The organism is Streptomyces chrestomyceticus JCM 4735 (assembly GCF_003865135.1).
Classification (GTDB): Bacteria; Actinomycetota; Actinomycetes; order Streptomycetales; family Streptomycetaceae; genus Streptomyces; species Streptomyces chrestomyceticus.
Map to the genome: position 1 here is coordinate 6572936 of NZ_BHZC01000001.1, position 15152 is coordinate 6588087.

Genomic DNA, 15152 nt, shown 5'->3' on the forward strand with positions numbered 1-15152 from the left:
TGCTGTTCAGGAGGAGCGGTTGAGCCAGCGGCACGGGCGGCAGGCGGGGCTGTGGGTGCGGGTGCCGCGCATGTGGATCAGGAGGGTGACGCCGGTGACGACCACGGCGAGACAGGCCAGGACGCAGGCCATGTCGAGGACGGTGCGCATCACGACCACCCCCCGATCGCCGGCACGACCGTGACGGCGGCGGCGAGTCCGGCGGCCTTGAGGAGCCGGCCCGCCCGGGTGAGCAGGCGCATCTTGGCGTCGCAGATCCGTGACAGGCTGCGCAGTTCGGCACGCAGGTCCGAGGCGGTCAGGGCGGCGTCCAGCTCCTCGTCGTCGCACCGGGCGTAGTGGGCGAAGTAGGCGCGGCCCGCGCCGGTGCGGGGCAGCACGACGTCGAGCAGGAGCCAGGCGGCAGCTCCGACGAGGACCGTGGTGGCAACGGCCGGGACGCCGGTGGCCCAGCCGCGGTGCACGAGGGCACTGACGTTGTCGGCGAGCGCGCCCGCCGCGAAGACCAGGGCGGCGAAGAAGACGCCGGCCTTGCTGTCGGCGCGGGCGATGTCCGAACGGACCTCGGCGATCCGGGTCTCGATGCTTCCGGTGGGCGGGGTGACGGTCGTCATGGCGTCCTCTGCTCGGGCCGGTGGGTGACGAGCCGCAGGAGGGTCACGGCGAGCGCCGCGACCAGGGCGGCGGGAGTGGTCAGCAGCCAGCCGACGGCGGCCAGCGCCGCGACCAGGACGGCGGGCACGACCACGGTGACGATCTGCGGGCAGGTGATCAGCAGTGCGGCGGTGAGGAGCAGGGCGAGCCAGGCGGCGGGACGCATCAGGACCTCCCGCGGGTGCAGCGGCAGCGCGGCCCGTGGGCCAGCGCGCACAGATCCTGTACGGACAGGCCGCCCAGGCTGCCGCGGTGAGTCACGCCGTCCTCGTGGTCGTCGACGCCGTCGATCTGCCAGCCCCGGGTCTCCCACACGCCGTCACGGAGCCGCGTCAGCGTGCCGACCTGCTTCACCCGGCTCCGACGCTCCTGCTGCGCCTTCTCTTCGGCCTCGCGGTGCCGGGCCCACTCACGTCGGGCCATCTCGGTGCATCGAAGCTGCTCCGCCTGCCGCTCCTGCTCGGTGCGCTGCGGGCTGCGCTGGTAGCGCTCTTCTTCCGTCTCCATCTCGGAGAACTTCGGTCCGCAGCGGAGCCAGCCCATCACGCACCCCCGGTCCGGCCGGTGACGGCGCGCAGCACGTCTTGGACCATCTCGGCGGGCAGCAGGCCCTTGTCGATCGCGGCCAGCGTGGCGAACTCGCGGGCGATGGCGATACGGCGGCGTTCATAGTCGCCGCGGTAGACCTTGGCCGTCTCCTCCAGCTCGTCACGAGCGTTCCGCAGCAGGTCGGCGGCCTCTTCCAGGTAGCGGGACATCACGCCACCTCCCTCAGTTCGGCGCCGTACAGCTCGTCGGCCAGCGACGGCTCGCCGGGGTGGCGGCGGTCGTAGGCCGCGGCCTCCTCCAGCAGGCTGCGGCGCACAGCCGGGTAGGCGGCGGTGACGTAGGCGGTCACCAGCTGCGCCCGGTAGGTGGCGTGCGGGTCCGGCACCAGCGTCGTGGCGCGGCGGCGGGCCACCAGGCCGGAGGTGACGGCGGCGTCCGCGTCGGACAGGGCGGTGAAGTCGACGAGCAGGGTCATCGGACAGTCCTCTGTCGGTAAGTCGATACGAGTGGGCGGGCGGGGCCCGGGGCCCCGCCCGGTTGGTCAGCGGGCGTGCTTGGGCTTCCAGGTGCCGTTGTTCAGGGCGTTCAGCTCGTCGAGGTAGCCGTCCACGGCTTTCCCCATCTGGCTGGCCAGCGCGACCTGGCCGTTGCGTTCGCAGTCGCGCCGCGCCTTGTGCGCGTCCTGGATGTCGGACTCGATGTCCGCCTTCAGGTCACTGTCGGAGTGGGTGCCGGCCTCGAAGAAGTGACGTCCAGCTGCCATGAGTACTGGTCCTTTCGGCTCGTGCGGGCCGGACCGTCCGGCCGCCGCACCCGCACGGGGCTGCCGCGCGGGACGGAAGCGGGAGGGTCAGACCGCGGCCTGCTGCGGCGTCCACGGCAGCGGCAGGTTGTCGCCGGCCGCGCGCGGGACCACGTGGGCGTGGGCGTGCCGGATGGACTGGGTTGCCTCACGGCCCTCGGAGATCACGAGGTTGAAGGGCCGGCCGGTGGCGGCCGCGTACTCGGCGGCCCGCTGCATCACGGCACCGGTCACCATCGGATCCTCCGCCGGGCCGTCCACGTGCACCCGCGGGATCACCAGCACGTGCCCCTTGGTTACCGGGTCGATCGGCTTGATGGCGATCGCGTCCGGCCAGCGAGCCAGGACCGTGGCCGGGGCCAGGCCCGCGACGATGTCGCAGAAGGGGCACGGCTCGGTCATGACGCCACCTCCTGCCCCGCGAGGGCCGGCGCGTAGCCGGTGACCTCGATGTCGGCGCCGAGGAACTGGCTGCGGGCTTCGAGGCTCATGTGGCTGTGCCCGTAGGCGACCTCGTAGGTGCGGCACTCGACGCCGTCGGGGTCGATACCGAGGGCCTCACGCCACCGCTCGAAGGCTCCGAGGTCGTGCCGGACCTCGACCAGGACCTGGCTGGGGAAGACCCCGCTCGTGATGGTGAGCGCGGCCGTGACCGTGACGGCCGCGGCGGGCAGGCCGGGGAAGGCGCGGGCCAGCGCGGCGACCGCGTCGAGCGCGGCCTGCTGATCGGCGAGAGTCGTCACGACGTCACCGCCCCGTTGACGATCCGCAGCGCGGGCCGGCGCGTATCCCCGGAGCCGGTCCGGCGGCGTTCCAGTGCGTCCCGGCCGAGGCCGGTGACCGGCATCGTCTCGCCGTCGTCGTACAGGCCGAGCCGCAGGTTGTGCTCGTCTGCGGACAGCAGGGACAGCTCGGCGTCCAGCACGCCGATGATCCGCAGGGCCAGTTCTTCGGGGATCTCGAAGAGCCCGGCCACGCGCCCGGCATCCGGCCCGGACCCCTGAGCGATAGTGACGGTCACATCCGAGCAGGGGCCCGCGTCGGGCTGCAGCCGCATGCCCACCGCGAGCAGGCGGAGGAGGAGGCCGGCGACCCGGTCCGCGGTCGGCACCGGCTCCGGCCTGGGGGCGCGGGAGTCGCTCACGACGCCTCCCGTGCGGTCTGGATGTTCAGTCCGAGCTGGCGGCGGTCGCGGCGCTGGAGGGACGCGCCGTACTCGGCGTACCGGGCCTGGTCCTCCTCGTGCCGGGTGCGGCAGCGGTCGCAGTGCTCGCGGTGGAGGGCCTGGACGGCGTCCGTGTAGAGGTCGGTCATGACTCCCCCCTCGGCACGATCTTGAACACGTCGCCGTGCGCCGCGTAGACGACGTGCACGTCCTCACCCGCCGCGCGCAGAACCTCCACCGCAGCGTCGAGGATCGAAAGGGAACGGGTGGAGCCGGCGGGCAGCTCACGAGGCAGGCTGATCTGCGGGACACGGACCGGAGCAATGGACATCACTGGTCCCCCTGTTCACCCAGGTCAATGGAGGTGAAGACCTGCTCGATCTCGTCGACGGTCTCCGCGTCCACCTCCGGCCCCGGCCCGGGGACGCCGCTGTCCAGCGTCCAGGCGCCGTTGCCGCCGGGCGCGGTCTCGGCCTCGTCGTCCTTGCTGTAGGACACCAAGGACTCGGTGACATCGGTCAGGCGCTCCAGCTCCCGGCGGGACAGGATCTTCTCGCCGATGGGCTCGCCGGTGATGGCCCGCAAACTGATCCGGACGATGAAGTCGCCTGTGTCCTGGCCCAAGGCGTCCAGGGCCTCACCGAACCGCAGGATGCGGCCGGCGTCCTCGTCCATCGGCGGCGGGAGAGACGTCATGACGTCACCGCCCGGGCCAGCGACAGGCTCGCGACGACGTACGCCACCGCGATACCGGCCGGGTCGCCGGCCGCCCGCGCAGCCTCCGCCAGAGCGGCGGCCGGCGCGTCGTAGGTCGCGGCGATCCCTTCGACCAGGGCCGTCATGAAGCCGCGGCCCGTGGTGCCGTACAGGTACGCCCGGTCACCGTCGGACAGGCCCAGCTCGTCCAGCAGGCTGCGACCCCACACCAGGTGGGCGTGCTGCTCGCCGTACCGGGCGCGGGAGTCCATGAACCGCTCCACGAGGTACGCCACCTCGGCGCGGTCCACGCCCTGCGCGGACGCGGCGGCGACCGCGCGACGGACCACCGCCGCAGCCGGCGGGGGAAGGCGGCATTGGTCATCTCGGTGGTGGTGGTCATGACGCGACCTCCGAGGGCTCGATAGGCGGGCGAATCAGCTCGGACTCAGGGATGCGAATCGCGCCACCGGGACGCTGCTCATCGTTGGGCTCGTAGGGCTTGCCGTGTCGCAAGGCCTTCATGTACCCCACCTTGATCCACCTGTAGACGGTCGCGGGGTGCACGTTCAGGCGCTCTGCGACCTCCCTCACGCTCAGCATCAAATCCTCCGATCGCGGGCTTCGCATCTGACCCCGACCGTACTCGCTCGATACGTTTTATAGCAAGGCCCTTGCGGCGCGAAAGGCCGACATCCTCCCCTCTGCTGTGACCATCAAGGGATTAAGGTGGAGGTCAGGGACGCTATGGCGGTCAGCTCTGCGACCGCCGACTTCATCAAGGAGGTGACGAATGAGCAGCAAGTGGAGCTCTGGTGAGTCGCTCCCGTACGTAACCCCCCGAGGCGTCGGCGAGCCCGATGCCTGGACTGCAGAGAGCGCCTGCAGTGGCGGTACTCAACGGTTGATCGGGGCGGGGGAAGCTTCGCCACCTTCCGAAGTGCGGCGCGCTTTGAGCTTGAGCGATGGCGAGGCCGCGATCGTGCGGCGTCGCGTCATGTACATCAACGACACACCTATCGAGTTGACCGACTCCTGGTACCCGCGGCGCGTCGCCGCAGGTACCGCCCTCGCGGAGCCGCGAAAGATTCGAGGCGGAGCGCCGACCCTGCTGGCGGAGCTTGGCTACACGACCCGGTTCGTAACCGAGGAAGTGGGAGTTCGTCCAGTTACCAGCAGTGAGAGTGATCGACTCGGCCTCACGGACGGGGAGGGCGTACTTACGCTGCTCCGCACCACACGTACGGCCGACAGGGAGCCCATCGAGGTATCGCTGATGGTCATGAAAGGGCCTCGGCGGATCCGTTACGAGATCGAGGTTGACTGACTTGGCCAAGCACAGGGACAGGCGCCCGATCGCCGACAAGATCGCAGCGGACATCCGAGCCCTCGTCATGGCCGGCGAGTGGGAGCCCGGCAGCCAGGTGCCGAGCAACAGTGAGCTGCAGGAGCAGTACGGCACGTCGAACATGACGGTGCAACGCGCCTTGGCCGCACTCAAGGATGAGGAGTTGCTCGAAGGGCGCTCCGGTAGCGGCGTCTTCGTTCGAGACCACGCCACTCAGACAATCTCGCCTGCGTCCTACATGGCGCCGTCCGAGCCGGGAGAGCCGTATCGCTGGGTCAGCGAAGCCGCCGAGCGCGACCAGCGCGGCAGCAACAAAATCCTGCGAGTCGCAGAGGTGAAGCCCCGAAGAGGGTTGCGAAAGCGCTCGGCCTCGGCGCCCAAGGCACCGCCGTGTTGAGGTCGCGCATCGGCCTCCTCAATGACGAGCCGGCCGAACTCGCCAACTCGTACTACCCCATCGAGCTTGCGAAGGGTACGCGCCTGGCGGACCGTCGCAAGATCCCAGGTGGATCTCCTACCTTGCTCGCAGAGATGGGCTACCCGCCGCGCGAGCAAGCCGACGAAGTCGCCGCCCGGAAGGCAACTCGGGAGGAGCACGAGCACTTGGAGCTTCCCGGTGACGTGGCGGTATTGGAGATCTTCCGTGTCGTCTACTCCGATAACCAGCGTCCGATCGAGGTCACGGAACTGATCAAGCCGGGTCACCTGTACAAGATGGGGTACCACCTACCCATGCACTGACCGGCAAGGTCACGCGACGCCCTCGGCCCGTCGGCGAGGGCGTTTCGCGCTTCCCCGACTCGACACCTTGATACAAATGCGATCGAGGCATACGGTCGTGTGTAGTTGCTCACGCGCAACGCAACGGCCGGGCATTCGTGTGACTGGCACGATGCCCGGCCGGACTGCCAGCGGCTGCAACCGCTGATCATGACTCGCCTCGTCAAAGGAAGTCGACATGAGCCTACCTCCTGCCCCGCTGCCAGCTCAGGCCGAAGCGCCCATCCCCTACTCCTTGATGCCCGCTGCCGAGCTGCTGCCTCGGCTTGCTGTCGCTTCGGTGGGGGGTGTGCCAGTGCGTGTTGAGTGCCCGTCGTGGTGCGTGCTGGATCACGGTGCCGCGGCGCCCAGTCATCTGGAGGACGTGCGGCATGAGGGTGCTCCGATCCGGCTGGTGATGCCGCTGTACAACGGTTCCGAGACGGTGATGGTGGCCAGGTTGTCGCAGTGGCCGTTCGCGCCGGGCGGCGGGCGTGTGTACGTGGCGGTCGATTCGGACGGCTGCGACGAGGACGCCGCGCTCTACCGTGATGCGGCGCTGGCGCTCGCCGACCAGCTGGCCGCGCACGCTGCCGACATCCGGCGCGTGGCGCTGCAGGCCGATCCGGCGGCCTGACGGTTCCTGGCCCGCGGCGGCGCTTCGACGCCGCCGCCTGGCCCGTAGGGCATCGGCGGCCGGGGCGCGGCGGGTTCGCGTGAACGGGTTCCGGTTCCTCTGTCGCCGTGATGGTGTTTCGTGGCGCGGAGCCTGGTTCGCCGACTGGCATCGTGGGCTGCTGCGCCGTCCCGTACATGACGTGGAGGTAGTGATGAAGGAGCAAGACGAGGCCCTGTTCCCGATGCCGGCGCGGTCGGCGGAGCCGCTGCGGGCCGCGGTGCAGCGGCTGGATCCGGCGGAGGCGGTGCGGTTCGAGCAGGAATTCCATGCGGCGTGGGAGACGGCGCTGCTGGAGGACAGTACGGTGCCGATGAAGACGTTTCTGTACCGGTGGGGGGTTTTCGTGGCACTGCATCGCATTCCGTCCCGGTCGGCGCGGCTGCGCGAGCTGGAGCGCGAGGTGGGCTCGGCGGCGTCGCTGGAGGAGGCCCGGATAGCGGGCAAGGAGATCGAGGAGCTGCTGGAGGTGGCTGCGCGCGAGGCGGCCTCCGCATGAGCGAGTGGGGGTGGGGGTTCTTCTCCGACGAGGAGTCGATCCTCAGGGGCTTGAGCCAGGAAGAGCGGGCGGAGGTCGAGGCGGTCGCCCGGCGCCTGGCGGATGCGGCGGAGGTGAAGTATCCGCACGAGCCGCCGCCGGAAGAAGCCGGCAGTGCGCCCCTTAAGAGCATCGGCGAGGGGCCTTTGATGGTCTGGTACCAGGAGCAGCGCACGACACATTTGATCATCATCGCGAGCGTGCAGCGGTTGCCTGACTGAACAGCAGCGAGCCCCCGCCGACCAGGCGGGGGCTCGCTGTCACTCCGGAGCGATCTCTCCGCAACGGATCCGTCGCTCCAGGGTCGCTACGACGCCTTCTTCTGAGGACACCGCATAACCAGGCGCCCACATCTGGATGGTGCCCGGCCCGATGCCCTGCTCGGATGGCTGGCCGGGCTGAAGCTGTGTCGACCAGCGGTCCCAGGCGGGCAGGTCTACTTGCACCCAGCAGCCCGCCCGCGGCCTCTTCTCTAGGGCGGCGACTCGCCCTCGAAGCGTGCCGCCGTTGCTCGGCATCTTCACCCATACCTGCGGCCTGGGTTCCGGAATGATGTACCGCCGCACTTCGCCGTTCATGCCACCGATCCCTCGTGTACCAAGGGCCTGCTTAGCCCGTGGTCAGAGGTAACGCTGGCGCTCCTTCTGTGCTGAGCGGCTCGCCGTGTTCGCCTGACGGTTCGCCTGACCGAGCGACGACGCGTCGTGTTCAGCCGAGGTGGGTGAGCTGAACGAGGGCGATGGTGTCGTCGCCGATGACGATGACGCCGGTGACGCGGCCGCGGGCGATGGTGCGGAACACGCCGTCGTCGACGCCGTAGGCCGTGGAGGCGGCGAGGGGGTCGGCGAGGGCGTCGAGGAGGCACACGGCGAGGTCGCGGCGGGCGTCGTCGGGGAGGCTGCGGTAGTCCGCGTGGACGGTGGGGTCGAGGCGCAGCCGGTAGGTCACGCGGCGCCTCGGGCCCGGCCGGCGTCGGCCCGGAGGTGCTCGGGGCTCACCTCGACGAGGCTCGCCTCGTAGTCGGCCGGCAGGCGGCCGTGCTCCCGGTAGTGGCTGCGTAGCTTCTCGATGCGGGGCCGGCCGTCCTCGAAGGCGGCGATGAAGCCGACCCAGCGTTCGAGGATGTCGGGCAGACGTTGGACGTCGGTGAAGGACACGTCCCGCATGAAGGTGGCACGCAGCTCGGGATGCGGCAGGGCGTGCGCGATGGAGTCGATGGTCCACGGCTCGCTGCTCATGCGACCCTCCCGAAAAACTTGTCTCGTGGGGACCACGCTAGCGCACCGGGCGGCGCCCTGTAGCGGCCTTGGAGGCACCCCTCCGACTGCGGTCGCCGCTCCGGCACAGTGGGCCGGTATGGACGAAGCGCAGATGATCCGGGACCTTCGGGCCAGGGGTGCCGGCGAGCACGAGATCAAGGTCGAGACGCTGCGCGCCGCGGCCCGGGTCTGTCGCGAGCGGGCCGCCGCCCGGCCCGACGGCCCTGACCAGCGCCTGGCGAGCTGGTACGACGAGGTTGCCGACCGGCCTGAAGGGCACGGCGGCCTGAAAGCGGACGAGGCCGTCGCCCTGGCCGGTGCGCGCAAGACTCTGGGGCTGCCCTGCGACTTCGGCCACGAGCCTCCCGACCTGACGCCGAGGATCCTGACGGACGACGATCTGGACGCCCTGGGCCGGTTCCTCGACGACGCGGAGGAGCCGCACCTGATGATGACGGCGGGCGAGGCGCGGGTCGCGGTGGCGCTGCTGGCGCACTACGGCCTGGGTGACGACAAGGCGGCGGCCCTGGCGCGCAGGTGGTCGGCGGACGTGGCGCGGGATCTCGCGACGGAGGGCCTGTAGGCCGCTACACGATGTGGACGCGTTCGATCTCGCCGTCCCGGTTGCGCAGCAGCACCTCGTCACCGTCCCGTATGCGGTCTTCGATGAAGCCATAGACCTGGACTGCCCGGTTGATCACGTCGGTCTTGGACAGTCCGGTGGCCGCGGTGAGCCGGTTCACGGCCTCCACGGCCGGCGGCACGAGGGTTATCGAGTATCGCTCGGACGGCACGGCCGCACCTTCCTTCGTCTGCCTTCGTCCCTGTCCAGCGCACGAAAGCGCATCGGCTCTGCCGCCCGCAGACGGGGCTGTGGGCGCCGGGAGGCCCTGTAGGCGCGGTGAGCGTGCCGAGCCCGGTCTACTGCTATGCGACCGGGCTCGGCCATCCCCGTGTGTGCGGGGAGTATCTCGACTGCACCTGTTGCTGCACGCCGATTCTGCCGCCCCGGGCGTGAGGGGCGGTGCAGAGCCACGATCGAGTTACGGCGCGAACACCCGTGCCCATGGCGGGCGGCGTCAGGTGGTCAGCGATGTGTTTGACCTGCGTCATCAGCTGGTCGACGGCGCGGGCGATCTCGTGGATGGGGTCAGTGGTCATGGCCGGTGTCCTCTTCGAGGCTGAGTTGTCCGGCGGCCTGGAATACGGGCTCGGGTGGGAGCAGGTCGGTGATGGCGGCGCGGTGGGCGTTGTCTTGGAGGCTGCAGACGACACGACCTTCGGCGGTGGCGGTCCAGCCACTCGTGCGACTGTGGCTGATCGCGTCGGTGATGGAGTCGAAGTGGACGGTGTAGTCCTCGGGTGCGTACGGCTCGGTGCAGACGTCGCAGGTGAGTGTGATGCAGGTGTGGGTGTGGGTGGGCATCAGGGGTTCTCCTCGCGGGGCCAGGTGTCGGGTCCGGGGACGGTGACGATGAGCCGCCGTCGGCGGCTGGGCTGCGTCCGGGCCCAGCTGGGTTCGCAGTCGCTGAACGACGGCTGTATGGGGATGGCGAGTTGGCCGTGCCGGGCGAGGTCGTGGTGGTCGAGGGGCCGGGCCGCGCTGGTGCTGCGTTCGCGGTGATCCGGCTGGGGGCCGTGCTTGCGGCGGCACACGGGCCCGAGGCCGTCGGGTGAGGGGCGGCGCAGGGGCCGGCCGCAGTCGTCGCAGCGGGTCATCGCCGTGTCCTCGCGGCGCGCTGGTCGCAGGTGGTCTTGTTGCGGCACTGGGGGCGGTCGTCCCACCAGTCGGTGCGTGCGGGCGTGAGGAGGTGGCCGCACCACCTGCAGTGCAACGGCTCGGTGTGCCGGCGAGGTTCGCCTCCGGGCCCGGTTCCCGCGGTCGCGGGCGGTCCGGAGGCGTGCAGGTCCGCTATGGCCCCGCGGAAGGCGGCCAGGACCTCGTCGACGCCGGCGGCCTGGTCGTTCCAGTCCGTCACGACCTCCATCGGGTGCGTGCCGATCGGGTTGTCCGGGTCCGCGGCGGGCCGGCCGCCCAGGTGCACGGCCAGTGCCGCCAGGGCCGCCCGCTCCTCGGGCGACGTCTGCCCCCGGGTGAGGGGTGGTGCGACGGCGCGGATGGCTCCGGCCGCGCACACGGTGCCGTCCGGGCCGTTCATCGTGTCCTGGCACCAGCCGTGCGCGGTGAGGTACTCCTCCGCTCGCTGGAGAGTCAGAGCGGCCGGCGGCTGTAGTTCTACCGGGCGGGGGTCAGTCATCGCGGAACGTCTCCTTGATCCTTCCGGTGAGGCGGTGGCGGTTGGGCGGGGTGACGAGGGCGCTGGTCCATATCCAGATCAGGGCGCCGAGCAGGAGCACCTGGTGCATCAGCCACCGTCACCGTCCGGTAGGGAGTGCCCGGCCTCTTCCAGCCACCAGGCCAGGTCGCCGAGCGCGTCCAGCGCGTAGCCGGCGGCCCAGTCGAGGCGCGAGGGCGTCTGGTGCCAGATGTGGTGGGTCTCGCGCAGGCCCTTCTCGATGGCGGCGAGGGCCTGGGTCCGGCGCTCGGCGCGCTGCTGGTCGGTGAGTTCAGGCACGGTCGGTGTCCTCCGGGCTGGTGGTGCGGAAGGTGAGCGGGGCCGCGTCGGGCTGCGGGTCGTGTCGGTGCCGCCAGGCGTGGACGGTGGCGGCCGGGCGGACCAGGGCGTGCACGGCGAGGGTGGCGGCCCGTCCGCGGCGGGTGCGGGTCCAGGTGCCGCCGAAGGTGAAGCGGCGCCAGAGCCAGGTGTCGAGGCGGTCCCATGGTCGGATGCGGCCGAGGGCATAGCCGACGGCGAGGGCCGCGGCGGCGAGCAGCAGGTCAAGCACGGTCGCTCTCCCCGGCTTCGCTGCGGAGACGGGCTTCGTCGAAGTGGAAGGTGGTGGTGAGGCCCAGTTCGACCGCGGCGCGCTCCAGCACGAGGCGCAGCTCGCGTGTGGCCGGGCGGGCGTCGGCGATCGGCTGGATGTCGGCGAGGAGGGCGGTGATGTCCTGGGAGGTGAAGCGGATGTGGATGCCTTCCTCGCCGGGGCGGTGGTTCGTCAGAGTGCGCTTAGGCATGGTCGATCTCCTCGGTAGTGATCCGGCAGGTGCGTTCGTGGGCGTGGCCGGCGGTGAGCCACCAGGTCTCGCAGCACGCCGAGAAGATCGGCGCGGCCTCGGCGGGACGCGCGGCCCTCTCTGCCCGCACAGCGGCCTCACGGCGGGCCCGGCGCCCCGAGAGTCGCGGGAACGCCCGTTCGGCTGCCAGAAGGGCGTAGAGGCGCCTTCCCGGGCTCACGCGGCCGCCCCCGCCCCGGCCGCCCCGGTGTGCTCGGGCTGCGCGGTATGCAGACCCAGCCACGTCGCCGACGGGTACGCGCACCCGCACCACCGGCAGCCGGCGACCTTCTCGCCGTGCGACAGCCGCACTTCGCCGCCGCACGGAGAGCCGTCCCCGTACGGCGCGACGCAGTACCCCAGCAGCCGCGCCCGCTGCGCCGGGTCGGCCGGTTCGGTGACCGCCCGGCACCGCGCGGCCAGTCCCTGGACCCCGTGCGCCAGTTCGCCGGCGTCGTCCCACTCGGCGGCGATCCACTCCAGGCTCATGCGCAGGCCGCGCGCCGCGTCGCGCACCCGCCGGGCGTACGGCCCGCCCTCGGCCGGCACGCCCCAGCCGCGCGCGGCCTGCATCTGCCGACGCCATCCTTCGAGGACGGTGACGATGCCGCCCTCGGCGCGCAGCGTCAGCGCCGCCTCCGACAGCGGCATCGGGGCGTCCCGTACGACGGCGACCGGCCCACGGTCGCCGGTGCGGCGGCGCTGGAGGTTCTCGGCCAGGCCCAGCAGGAGGTACTGGCGGGGCAGGTCGGCCAGCCGCTCATCGAGGCCGCGGGTGCAGCCGGGGCACAGGCGGCCGGGGCCGTCGAGGGGGTGGGTGCAGGCGAGGCAGTTCATGCGGCGCTCCGGTCGTCAGGGGCGGGCAGGAGGGTCAGGTGCGGTTCGCCGATGGCGGCGGCCAGGGCGGCGTAGTGCGCGGCCTGTTCGGCGGGCAGCCACGGGCGGGCCGGCCGCACGGCGGGCGGCCGCGGAGGCAGGGCGTCGCCGAAGCGGCCGGTCGGCAACTCCTCGGCGAGCAACCGCTCCAGCGGCGTCATGCCGGCGTCACCGCCGCCTCGGCGGCACGCTGCGGATGGACCTCCCCGTTCCGCAGCGGTCGGCCGTCGAGGTGGCAGGGCACGCCCGGCTCCACCTGGCAGGCCGGGCAGCAGGCGATGGCCCGGACCCAGGCCGAGACCCGCTGCGGATGCGGCTCCGGGAGCAGGCGACGGCCGGAGATGGTGGTGCACGGCCGGTGCGGGTGGGCGCCGCAGTGCGGGCACTCGACCGCACGGGCCGGATGCTGGCGGGCCCGCAGGTAGTGGCGGATCGTCTCGGGCATCGGCGCGCCGGGGATACGACGGATCACGGCTGAACCTCCTGCGGTGTCTGGGTGAGTTGGGCCAGAGCCCGGCGGGAGGCTTCGCGGCGGCGCTCCTCCTCGGCGGCCCGCTGCTCCGGCGTGGTCTCGGGCTGGCCACTGGCCGCGCGGCGGCGGGCGCTGTGCGGCGTGCTGCGGGGCTTGCCCAGCGGCTGGCTGCTGCCGCCGCCGGGGGTCTTGCACGGCCTGCCGATCGCGGCGCCGCAGGCGGGGCATTCGACGCCGAGCGGCCCGGACCGGCGCACGCGGTCGCGCAGTCCCGTCTCCTCGTCGCTGGCGGGGACGTCCCGGCCGACGGCCCGGGACCGGGACTCCAGCTCCTGGACGAAGTCCGGGTGGGGCCCGCCTTCGAGCGCCAGGCGGCCGGAGGGCGGGGCGATCCGGCCCGAGGCGACGGCCCGGACCTGGCCGCGATAGCGGGCGAGGTACTCGGCGGTCGTCTCGTCGGGCAGCGGCTCGTACTGGTAGTTCTCCAGGCGACCGTTGCGGATCTTGGTGCGGAGGGTGCGGACGTGGTGCGGCAGGATCCACAGGCGCTCGCCGGGGTTCTGCGGGGGCGTCGAGTAGTAGCTGGCCACAGCGTCCCTGGCGTCCTGGTCGAACGGCACGTCGTGCAGGGCGGACGCCCAGGACTTGGCGGCGGCAACGGATGGTTGCCGGTTGTCGAAGCCGGAGCAGTGCGCGAGAAGCTCGGCGGCCTCTTCGGCGTTCATCGCGTGGCCTCCGTCCGCTTATCCGTCTTCTCGGCCCAGTCGGTCCAGCCGCAGACGGCGTCGTGCAGGCGGCCCAGGGCATCCAGGACGGGCGGCGGGACATCGGTCTTTTGCAGGTTGGCGATGGCGCTGTGCCAGTCCCCGATGTCCTCCAGCAGCGCACTGGCGATCTGCTTGGCGGGGTTTTCGGCGAACGTGACCACGGAGTCGTCGGGATTGGCGCCGCAAATGAACATCCACGGCCGATGGACGGCGGGGTGGGGTTTGAAGTCGGTGTTCATGCGGGGCCTCCGTTCTGGCGGAGTTGTTCGGCGATGGCCATCCATCCGGCGACCTTGGCGTCGGTGCCGGTGAGGTGCTGGCCGGAGGGCAGGGCGATGACGTTGGCGGTCTGGGCCACCCGGCGGATCTCGGAGAAGGCGAACTGAAGGGTTCCGGCGGTCACGGGCTTGCTGGCGGCGCCGAGGCGCTCGAGGGCGGCCCACAGCTCGTTCGGCTGGGTGCCGTTGGCGAGGGTGTCGGCGATGGTTTTGCGGACTTGGCGCTGGCCGTAGGTGTTGCCGGTCTTGTAGCGCTCGAGGAAGGCGTCGGACATCCGGTCTTCGATGGCCCTCTCGCCCGTCTGCGTGACGGCGGGGCTGCCGGAGAGATCACCGCAAGGGGGTGGGGGGTTCCCTTCCTTTCCCTTCCCTGTTCCCTTCCTTTCCCTTCCGTCAGTGAATGGTTCAGTGAAAAATTCTCACCGCGCGTGTCGGTCTCGGCCTCGAAGTTCGACGGAGCGTGAGATTTGTTCACTGGGTCATTCAGTGAGTCCTCACGCACTTCGCGTGAACGATTCAGTGACTCGTTCAGTGAATCCTCAAGCCCCGCCAGCCCGGCGGGCGGAATGAACTCCTCCCCTCCCGGGGTGCCGCGCCGGCCCCGCTCGCACACCTGGTGCACGGCACGGACATTGGACGGGTGATCGGTGCCCCCCGCGGCCACCGGCCGGATGTGATCGACGGCCAGGTTGTGGCCGTCGTTGACCACCAGGGCGCGAGGGATCTCACCGCCGCACAGCTGGCACACCCAGCCGTCCCGCCGGGCGTACATCTCCCGCACCTGCCAGGCGCCGGTCGACGGCGGCGGCAGCTTGCTCTTCTGCGGCCGGTTGATCCGCTGGTGCTTGCGGAAGTTGACGACCACGGCCATCTGCTGCCGGGCCGCTCCCGCGATGAACGGGAAGACCAGGCCGGCGTCGGTCAGGCACTGCATCAGCTTGCCGACATCACCGACCGTCAGGTCGTCGTCGTACATGAACGCCTGCGCCTTGACGTAGGCCGGCGTCCAGCGCAGGAGCCCCTCGTCATCGGCCATGTTGAACGTCGCGATGAACAGCAGACGAGCATCGCGCGGCAGCACCCCGAGGAGCTCGTCCTCCCAGAACTCCGGCTTCACCGTGCGAATGCGCGGCATCAACGACCACGCTCCTCGCGCACCGAGAGCTCACGATGTTGCACAGCCATGTCGTCTTCC

39 protein-coding genes and 1 pseudogene are annotated in these 15152 nt (G+C 71.1%); 7 read left to right on the forward strand and 33 right to left on the reverse strand.

The genetic code is table 11. The features are described from left to right. Positions 1–6: 6 nt before the first annotated feature. The 15 genes from EJG53_RS40765 to EJG53_RS43995 all read right to left on the reverse strand — a co-directional run bounded on the left by EJG53_RS40765 (position 7) and on the right by EJG53_RS43995 (position 4496). Positions 7–150 (reverse strand): hypothetical protein, encoded by a 144-nt coding sequence (locus EJG53_RS40765; protein WP_154806411.1) that lies wholly within the window; start codon positions 148–150, stop codon positions 7–9. Next, positions 150–614 carry a Pycsar system effector family protein gene (locus EJG53_RS28580; protein WP_125047286.1) on the reverse strand — a complete coding sequence of 155 codons (465 nt, stop codon included), beginning with the start codon at positions 612–614 and terminating at the stop codon, positions 150–152. The genes EJG53_RS40765 and EJG53_RS28580 overlap by 1 nt, the downstream gene beginning before the upstream one ends. After that, positions 611–820, reverse strand: coding sequence for a hypothetical protein (locus tag EJG53_RS28585; protein WP_125047287.1), 210 nt, complete (start codon positions 818–820; stop codon positions 611–613). Before EJG53_RS28585 ends, EJG53_RS28580 begins: the two co-directional genes overlap by 4 nt. Then, entirely contained in the window at positions 820–1161 is a 342-nt protein-coding gene (locus tag EJG53_RS28590; protein WP_125047288.1) for a hypothetical protein, read from the reverse strand. The genes EJG53_RS28585 and EJG53_RS28590 overlap by 1 nt, the downstream gene beginning before the upstream one ends. 35 nt (positions 1162–1196) lie before the next feature. Further along, on the reverse strand, positions 1197–1412 hold the full coding sequence (locus tag EJG53_RS28595) for a hypothetical protein (protein WP_125047289.1): 216 nt from the start codon (positions 1410–1412) through the stop codon (positions 1197–1199). Further along, positions 1412–1678 carry a hypothetical protein gene (locus EJG53_RS28600; RefSeq protein ID WP_125047290.1) on the reverse strand — a complete coding sequence of 89 codons (267 nt, stop codon included), beginning with the start codon at positions 1676–1678 and terminating at the stop codon, positions 1412–1414. Before EJG53_RS28600 ends, EJG53_RS28595 begins: the two co-directional genes overlap by 1 nt. A gap of 66 nt (positions 1679–1744) precedes the next feature. Further along, complete coding sequence (locus tag EJG53_RS28605) at positions 1745–1966, reverse strand: hypothetical protein (RefSeq protein ID WP_125047291.1); 222 nt, start codon at positions 1964–1966, stop codon at positions 1745–1747. Between the two features lie 87 nt (positions 1967–2053). Continuing rightward, positions 2054–2407, reverse strand: coding sequence for an HIT family protein (locus EJG53_RS28610; protein ID WP_125047292.1), 354 nt, complete (start codon positions 2405–2407; stop codon positions 2054–2056). Further along, positions 2404–2748: a hypothetical protein gene (locus tag EJG53_RS28615; protein WP_125047293.1), complete on the reverse strand. Its 345-nt coding sequence runs from the start codon at positions 2746–2748 to the stop codon at positions 2404–2406. Before EJG53_RS28615 ends, EJG53_RS28610 begins: the two co-directional genes overlap by 4 nt. Next, complete coding sequence (locus tag EJG53_RS28620) at positions 2745–3149, reverse strand: hypothetical protein (RefSeq protein ID WP_125047294.1); 405 nt, start codon at positions 3147–3149, stop codon at positions 2745–2747. The genes EJG53_RS28615 and EJG53_RS28620 overlap by 4 nt, the downstream gene beginning before the upstream one ends. Then, complete coding sequence (locus EJG53_RS40770) at positions 3146–3319, reverse strand: hypothetical protein (protein WP_154806412.1); 174 nt, start codon at positions 3317–3319, stop codon at positions 3146–3148. The genes EJG53_RS28620 and EJG53_RS40770 overlap by 4 nt, the downstream gene beginning before the upstream one ends. After that, entirely contained in the window at positions 3316–3501 is a 186-nt protein-coding gene (locus tag EJG53_RS28625) for a hypothetical protein (RefSeq protein ID WP_125047295.1), read from the reverse strand. The genes EJG53_RS40770 and EJG53_RS28625 overlap by 4 nt, the downstream gene beginning before the upstream one ends. Continuing rightward, entirely contained in the window at positions 3501–3866 is a 366-nt protein-coding gene (locus tag EJG53_RS28630) for a hypothetical protein (protein ID WP_125047296.1), read from the reverse strand. The genes EJG53_RS28625 and EJG53_RS28630 overlap by 1 nt, the downstream gene beginning before the upstream one ends. After that, positions 3863–4216: a hypothetical protein gene (locus EJG53_RS28635; RefSeq protein ID WP_125047297.1), complete on the reverse strand. Its 354-nt coding sequence runs from the start codon at positions 4214–4216 to the stop codon at positions 3863–3865. The genes EJG53_RS28630 and EJG53_RS28635 overlap by 4 nt, the downstream gene beginning before the upstream one ends. Positions 4217–4265: 49 nt before the next feature. After that, positions 4266–4496 carry a helix-turn-helix domain-containing protein gene (locus tag EJG53_RS43995; protein WP_125047298.1) on the reverse strand — a complete coding sequence of 77 codons (231 nt, stop codon included), beginning with the start codon at positions 4494–4496 and terminating at the stop codon, positions 4266–4268. 163 nt (positions 4497–4659) lie between these two features. Here EJG53_RS43995 and EJG53_RS28645 point away from each other — a divergent pair, with 163 nt between their 5' ends. The 6 genes and pseudogenes from EJG53_RS28645 (at position 4660) to EJG53_RS28665 (ending at position 7408) form a co-directional block, all read left to right on the forward strand. Further along, positions 4660–5193 (forward strand): UTRA domain-containing protein, encoded by a 534-nt coding sequence (locus EJG53_RS28645; protein WP_125047299.1) that lies wholly within the window; start codon positions 4660–4662, stop codon positions 5191–5193. Positions 5194–5260: 67 nt separating this feature from the next. Then, positions 5261–5353 (forward strand): annotated as a pseudogene (locus EJG53_RS43675) (GntR family transcriptional regulator); the annotation flags it as partial. A 131-nt stretch (positions 5354–5484) separates the two neighbouring features. After that, positions 5485–5955, forward strand: a complete 471-nt coding sequence (locus tag EJG53_RS43680; protein WP_307721724.1) for a UTRA domain-containing protein — start codon at positions 5485–5487, stop codon at positions 5953–5955. 277 nt (positions 5956–6232) lie between these two features. Next, on the forward strand, positions 6233–6610 hold the full coding sequence (locus tag EJG53_RS28655; RefSeq protein ID WP_125047300.1) for a DUF6907 domain-containing protein: 378 nt from the start codon (positions 6233–6235) through the stop codon (positions 6608–6610). Positions 6611–6803: 193 nt separating this feature from the next. Then, positions 6804–7148: a hypothetical protein gene (locus EJG53_RS28660; RefSeq protein WP_125047301.1), complete on the forward strand. Its 345-nt coding sequence runs from the start codon at positions 6804–6806 to the stop codon at positions 7146–7148. Then, positions 7145–7408 (forward strand): hypothetical protein, encoded by a 264-nt coding sequence (locus EJG53_RS28665; RefSeq protein ID WP_125047302.1) that lies wholly within the window; start codon positions 7145–7147, stop codon positions 7406–7408. The genes EJG53_RS28660 and EJG53_RS28665 overlap by 4 nt, the downstream gene beginning before the upstream one ends. A 39-nt stretch (positions 7409–7447) precedes the next feature. On the opposite strand, the gene EJG53_RS28670 is transcribed toward EJG53_RS28665, so the two are convergent. From EJG53_RS28670 to EJG53_RS28680, 3 genes are all read right to left on the reverse strand, one after another. Next, on the reverse strand, positions 7448–7765 hold the full coding sequence (locus tag EJG53_RS28670; RefSeq protein ID WP_125047303.1) for a hypothetical protein: 318 nt from the start codon (positions 7763–7765) through the stop codon (positions 7448–7450). A 130-nt stretch (positions 7766–7895) separates the two neighbouring features. Continuing rightward, complete coding sequence (locus tag EJG53_RS28675) at positions 7896–8135, reverse strand: hypothetical protein (protein ID WP_125047304.1); 240 nt, start codon at positions 8133–8135, stop codon at positions 7896–7898. Continuing rightward, positions 8132–8425, reverse strand: coding sequence for a hypothetical protein (locus EJG53_RS28680; protein ID WP_125047305.1), 294 nt, complete (start codon positions 8423–8425; stop codon positions 8132–8134). Before EJG53_RS28680 ends, EJG53_RS28675 begins: the two co-directional genes overlap by 4 nt. 118 nt (positions 8426–8543) lie before the next feature. Here EJG53_RS28680 and EJG53_RS28685 point away from each other — a divergent pair, with 118 nt between their 5' ends. Continuing rightward, positions 8544–9029 carry a hypothetical protein gene (locus tag EJG53_RS28685; RefSeq protein ID WP_125047306.1) on the forward strand — a complete coding sequence of 162 codons (486 nt, stop codon included), beginning with the start codon at positions 8544–8546 and terminating at the stop codon, positions 9027–9029. A gap of 4 nt (positions 9030–9033) precedes the next feature. Here EJG53_RS28685 and EJG53_RS28690 read toward each other — a convergent pair whose 3' ends face one another. The 15 genes from EJG53_RS28690 to EJG53_RS28750 form a co-directional block, all read right to left on the reverse strand. After that, positions 9034–9240, reverse strand: coding sequence for a hypothetical protein (locus EJG53_RS28690; protein WP_125047307.1), 207 nt, complete (start codon positions 9238–9240; stop codon positions 9034–9036). Between the two features lie 356 nt (positions 9241–9596). Continuing rightward, positions 9597–9872: a hypothetical protein gene (locus EJG53_RS28695; RefSeq protein WP_125047308.1), complete on the reverse strand. Its 276-nt coding sequence runs from the start codon at positions 9870–9872 to the stop codon at positions 9597–9599. After that, entirely contained in the window at positions 9872–10165 is a 294-nt protein-coding gene (locus EJG53_RS28700; RefSeq protein ID WP_125047309.1) for a hypothetical protein, read from the reverse strand. Before EJG53_RS28700 ends, EJG53_RS28695 begins: the two co-directional genes overlap by 1 nt. Beyond that, the gene (locus EJG53_RS28705) at positions 10162–10704 is read right to left on the reverse strand and encodes a DUF6197 family protein (RefSeq protein ID WP_125047310.1); all 543 of its coding nucleotides are present in this window, start codon (positions 10702–10704) and stop codon (positions 10162–10164) included. The genes EJG53_RS28700 and EJG53_RS28705 overlap by 4 nt, the downstream gene beginning before the upstream one ends. A gap of 108 nt (positions 10705–10812) precedes the next feature. Continuing rightward, positions 10813–11022: a hypothetical protein gene (locus tag EJG53_RS28710; RefSeq protein ID WP_125047311.1), complete on the reverse strand. Its 210-nt coding sequence runs from the start codon at positions 11020–11022 to the stop codon at positions 10813–10815. Then, positions 11015–11293: a hypothetical protein gene (locus EJG53_RS28715; RefSeq protein ID WP_125047312.1), complete on the reverse strand. Its 279-nt coding sequence runs from the start codon at positions 11291–11293 to the stop codon at positions 11015–11017. Before EJG53_RS28715 ends, EJG53_RS28710 begins: the two co-directional genes overlap by 8 nt. Continuing rightward, the gene (locus tag EJG53_RS28720) at positions 11286–11525 is read right to left on the reverse strand and encodes a hypothetical protein (protein WP_125047313.1); all 240 of its coding nucleotides are present in this window, start codon (positions 11523–11525) and stop codon (positions 11286–11288) included. Before EJG53_RS28720 ends, EJG53_RS28715 begins: the two co-directional genes overlap by 8 nt. Further along, on the reverse strand, positions 11518–11655 hold the full coding sequence (locus EJG53_RS40775; protein ID WP_154806413.1) for a hypothetical protein: 138 nt from the start codon (positions 11653–11655) through the stop codon (positions 11518–11520). Before EJG53_RS40775 ends, EJG53_RS28720 begins: the two co-directional genes overlap by 8 nt. Positions 11656–11741: 86 nt before the next feature. Continuing rightward, a complete protein-coding gene (locus EJG53_RS28725) occupies positions 11742–12401 on the reverse strand; it encodes a hypothetical protein (RefSeq protein WP_125047314.1) in 660 nt (219 codons plus the stop codon). Next, on the reverse strand, positions 12398–12601 hold the full coding sequence (locus tag EJG53_RS28730) for a hypothetical protein (RefSeq protein ID WP_125047315.1): 204 nt from the start codon (positions 12599–12601) through the stop codon (positions 12398–12400). Before EJG53_RS28730 ends, EJG53_RS28725 begins: the two co-directional genes overlap by 4 nt. After that, complete coding sequence (locus EJG53_RS28735; protein WP_244955382.1) at positions 12598–12912, reverse strand: zinc finger domain-containing protein; 315 nt, start codon at positions 12910–12912, stop codon at positions 12598–12600. The genes EJG53_RS28730 and EJG53_RS28735 overlap by 4 nt, the downstream gene beginning before the upstream one ends. Next, on the reverse strand, positions 12909–13637 hold the full coding sequence (locus tag EJG53_RS28740) for a zinc finger domain-containing protein (protein WP_125047316.1): 729 nt from the start codon (positions 13635–13637) through the stop codon (positions 12909–12911). The genes EJG53_RS28735 and EJG53_RS28740 overlap by 4 nt, the downstream gene beginning before the upstream one ends. Then, the gene (locus EJG53_RS28745; protein ID WP_125047317.1) at positions 13634–13918 is read right to left on the reverse strand and encodes a hypothetical protein; all 285 of its coding nucleotides are present in this window, start codon (positions 13916–13918) and stop codon (positions 13634–13636) included. Before EJG53_RS28745 ends, EJG53_RS28740 begins: the two co-directional genes overlap by 4 nt. Next, the gene (locus EJG53_RS41235) at positions 13915–14082 is read right to left on the reverse strand and encodes a hypothetical protein (protein WP_167515181.1); all 168 of its coding nucleotides are present in this window, start codon (positions 14080–14082) and stop codon (positions 13915–13917) included. Before EJG53_RS41235 ends, EJG53_RS28745 begins: the two co-directional genes overlap by 4 nt. Continuing rightward, positions 14079–15092: an HNH endonuclease gene (locus tag EJG53_RS28750; RefSeq protein WP_125047318.1), complete on the reverse strand. Its 1014-nt coding sequence runs from the start codon at positions 15090–15092 to the stop codon at positions 14079–14081. The genes EJG53_RS41235 and EJG53_RS28750 overlap by 4 nt, the downstream gene beginning before the upstream one ends. Between the last annotated feature and the right edge of the window lie 60 nt (positions 15093–15152).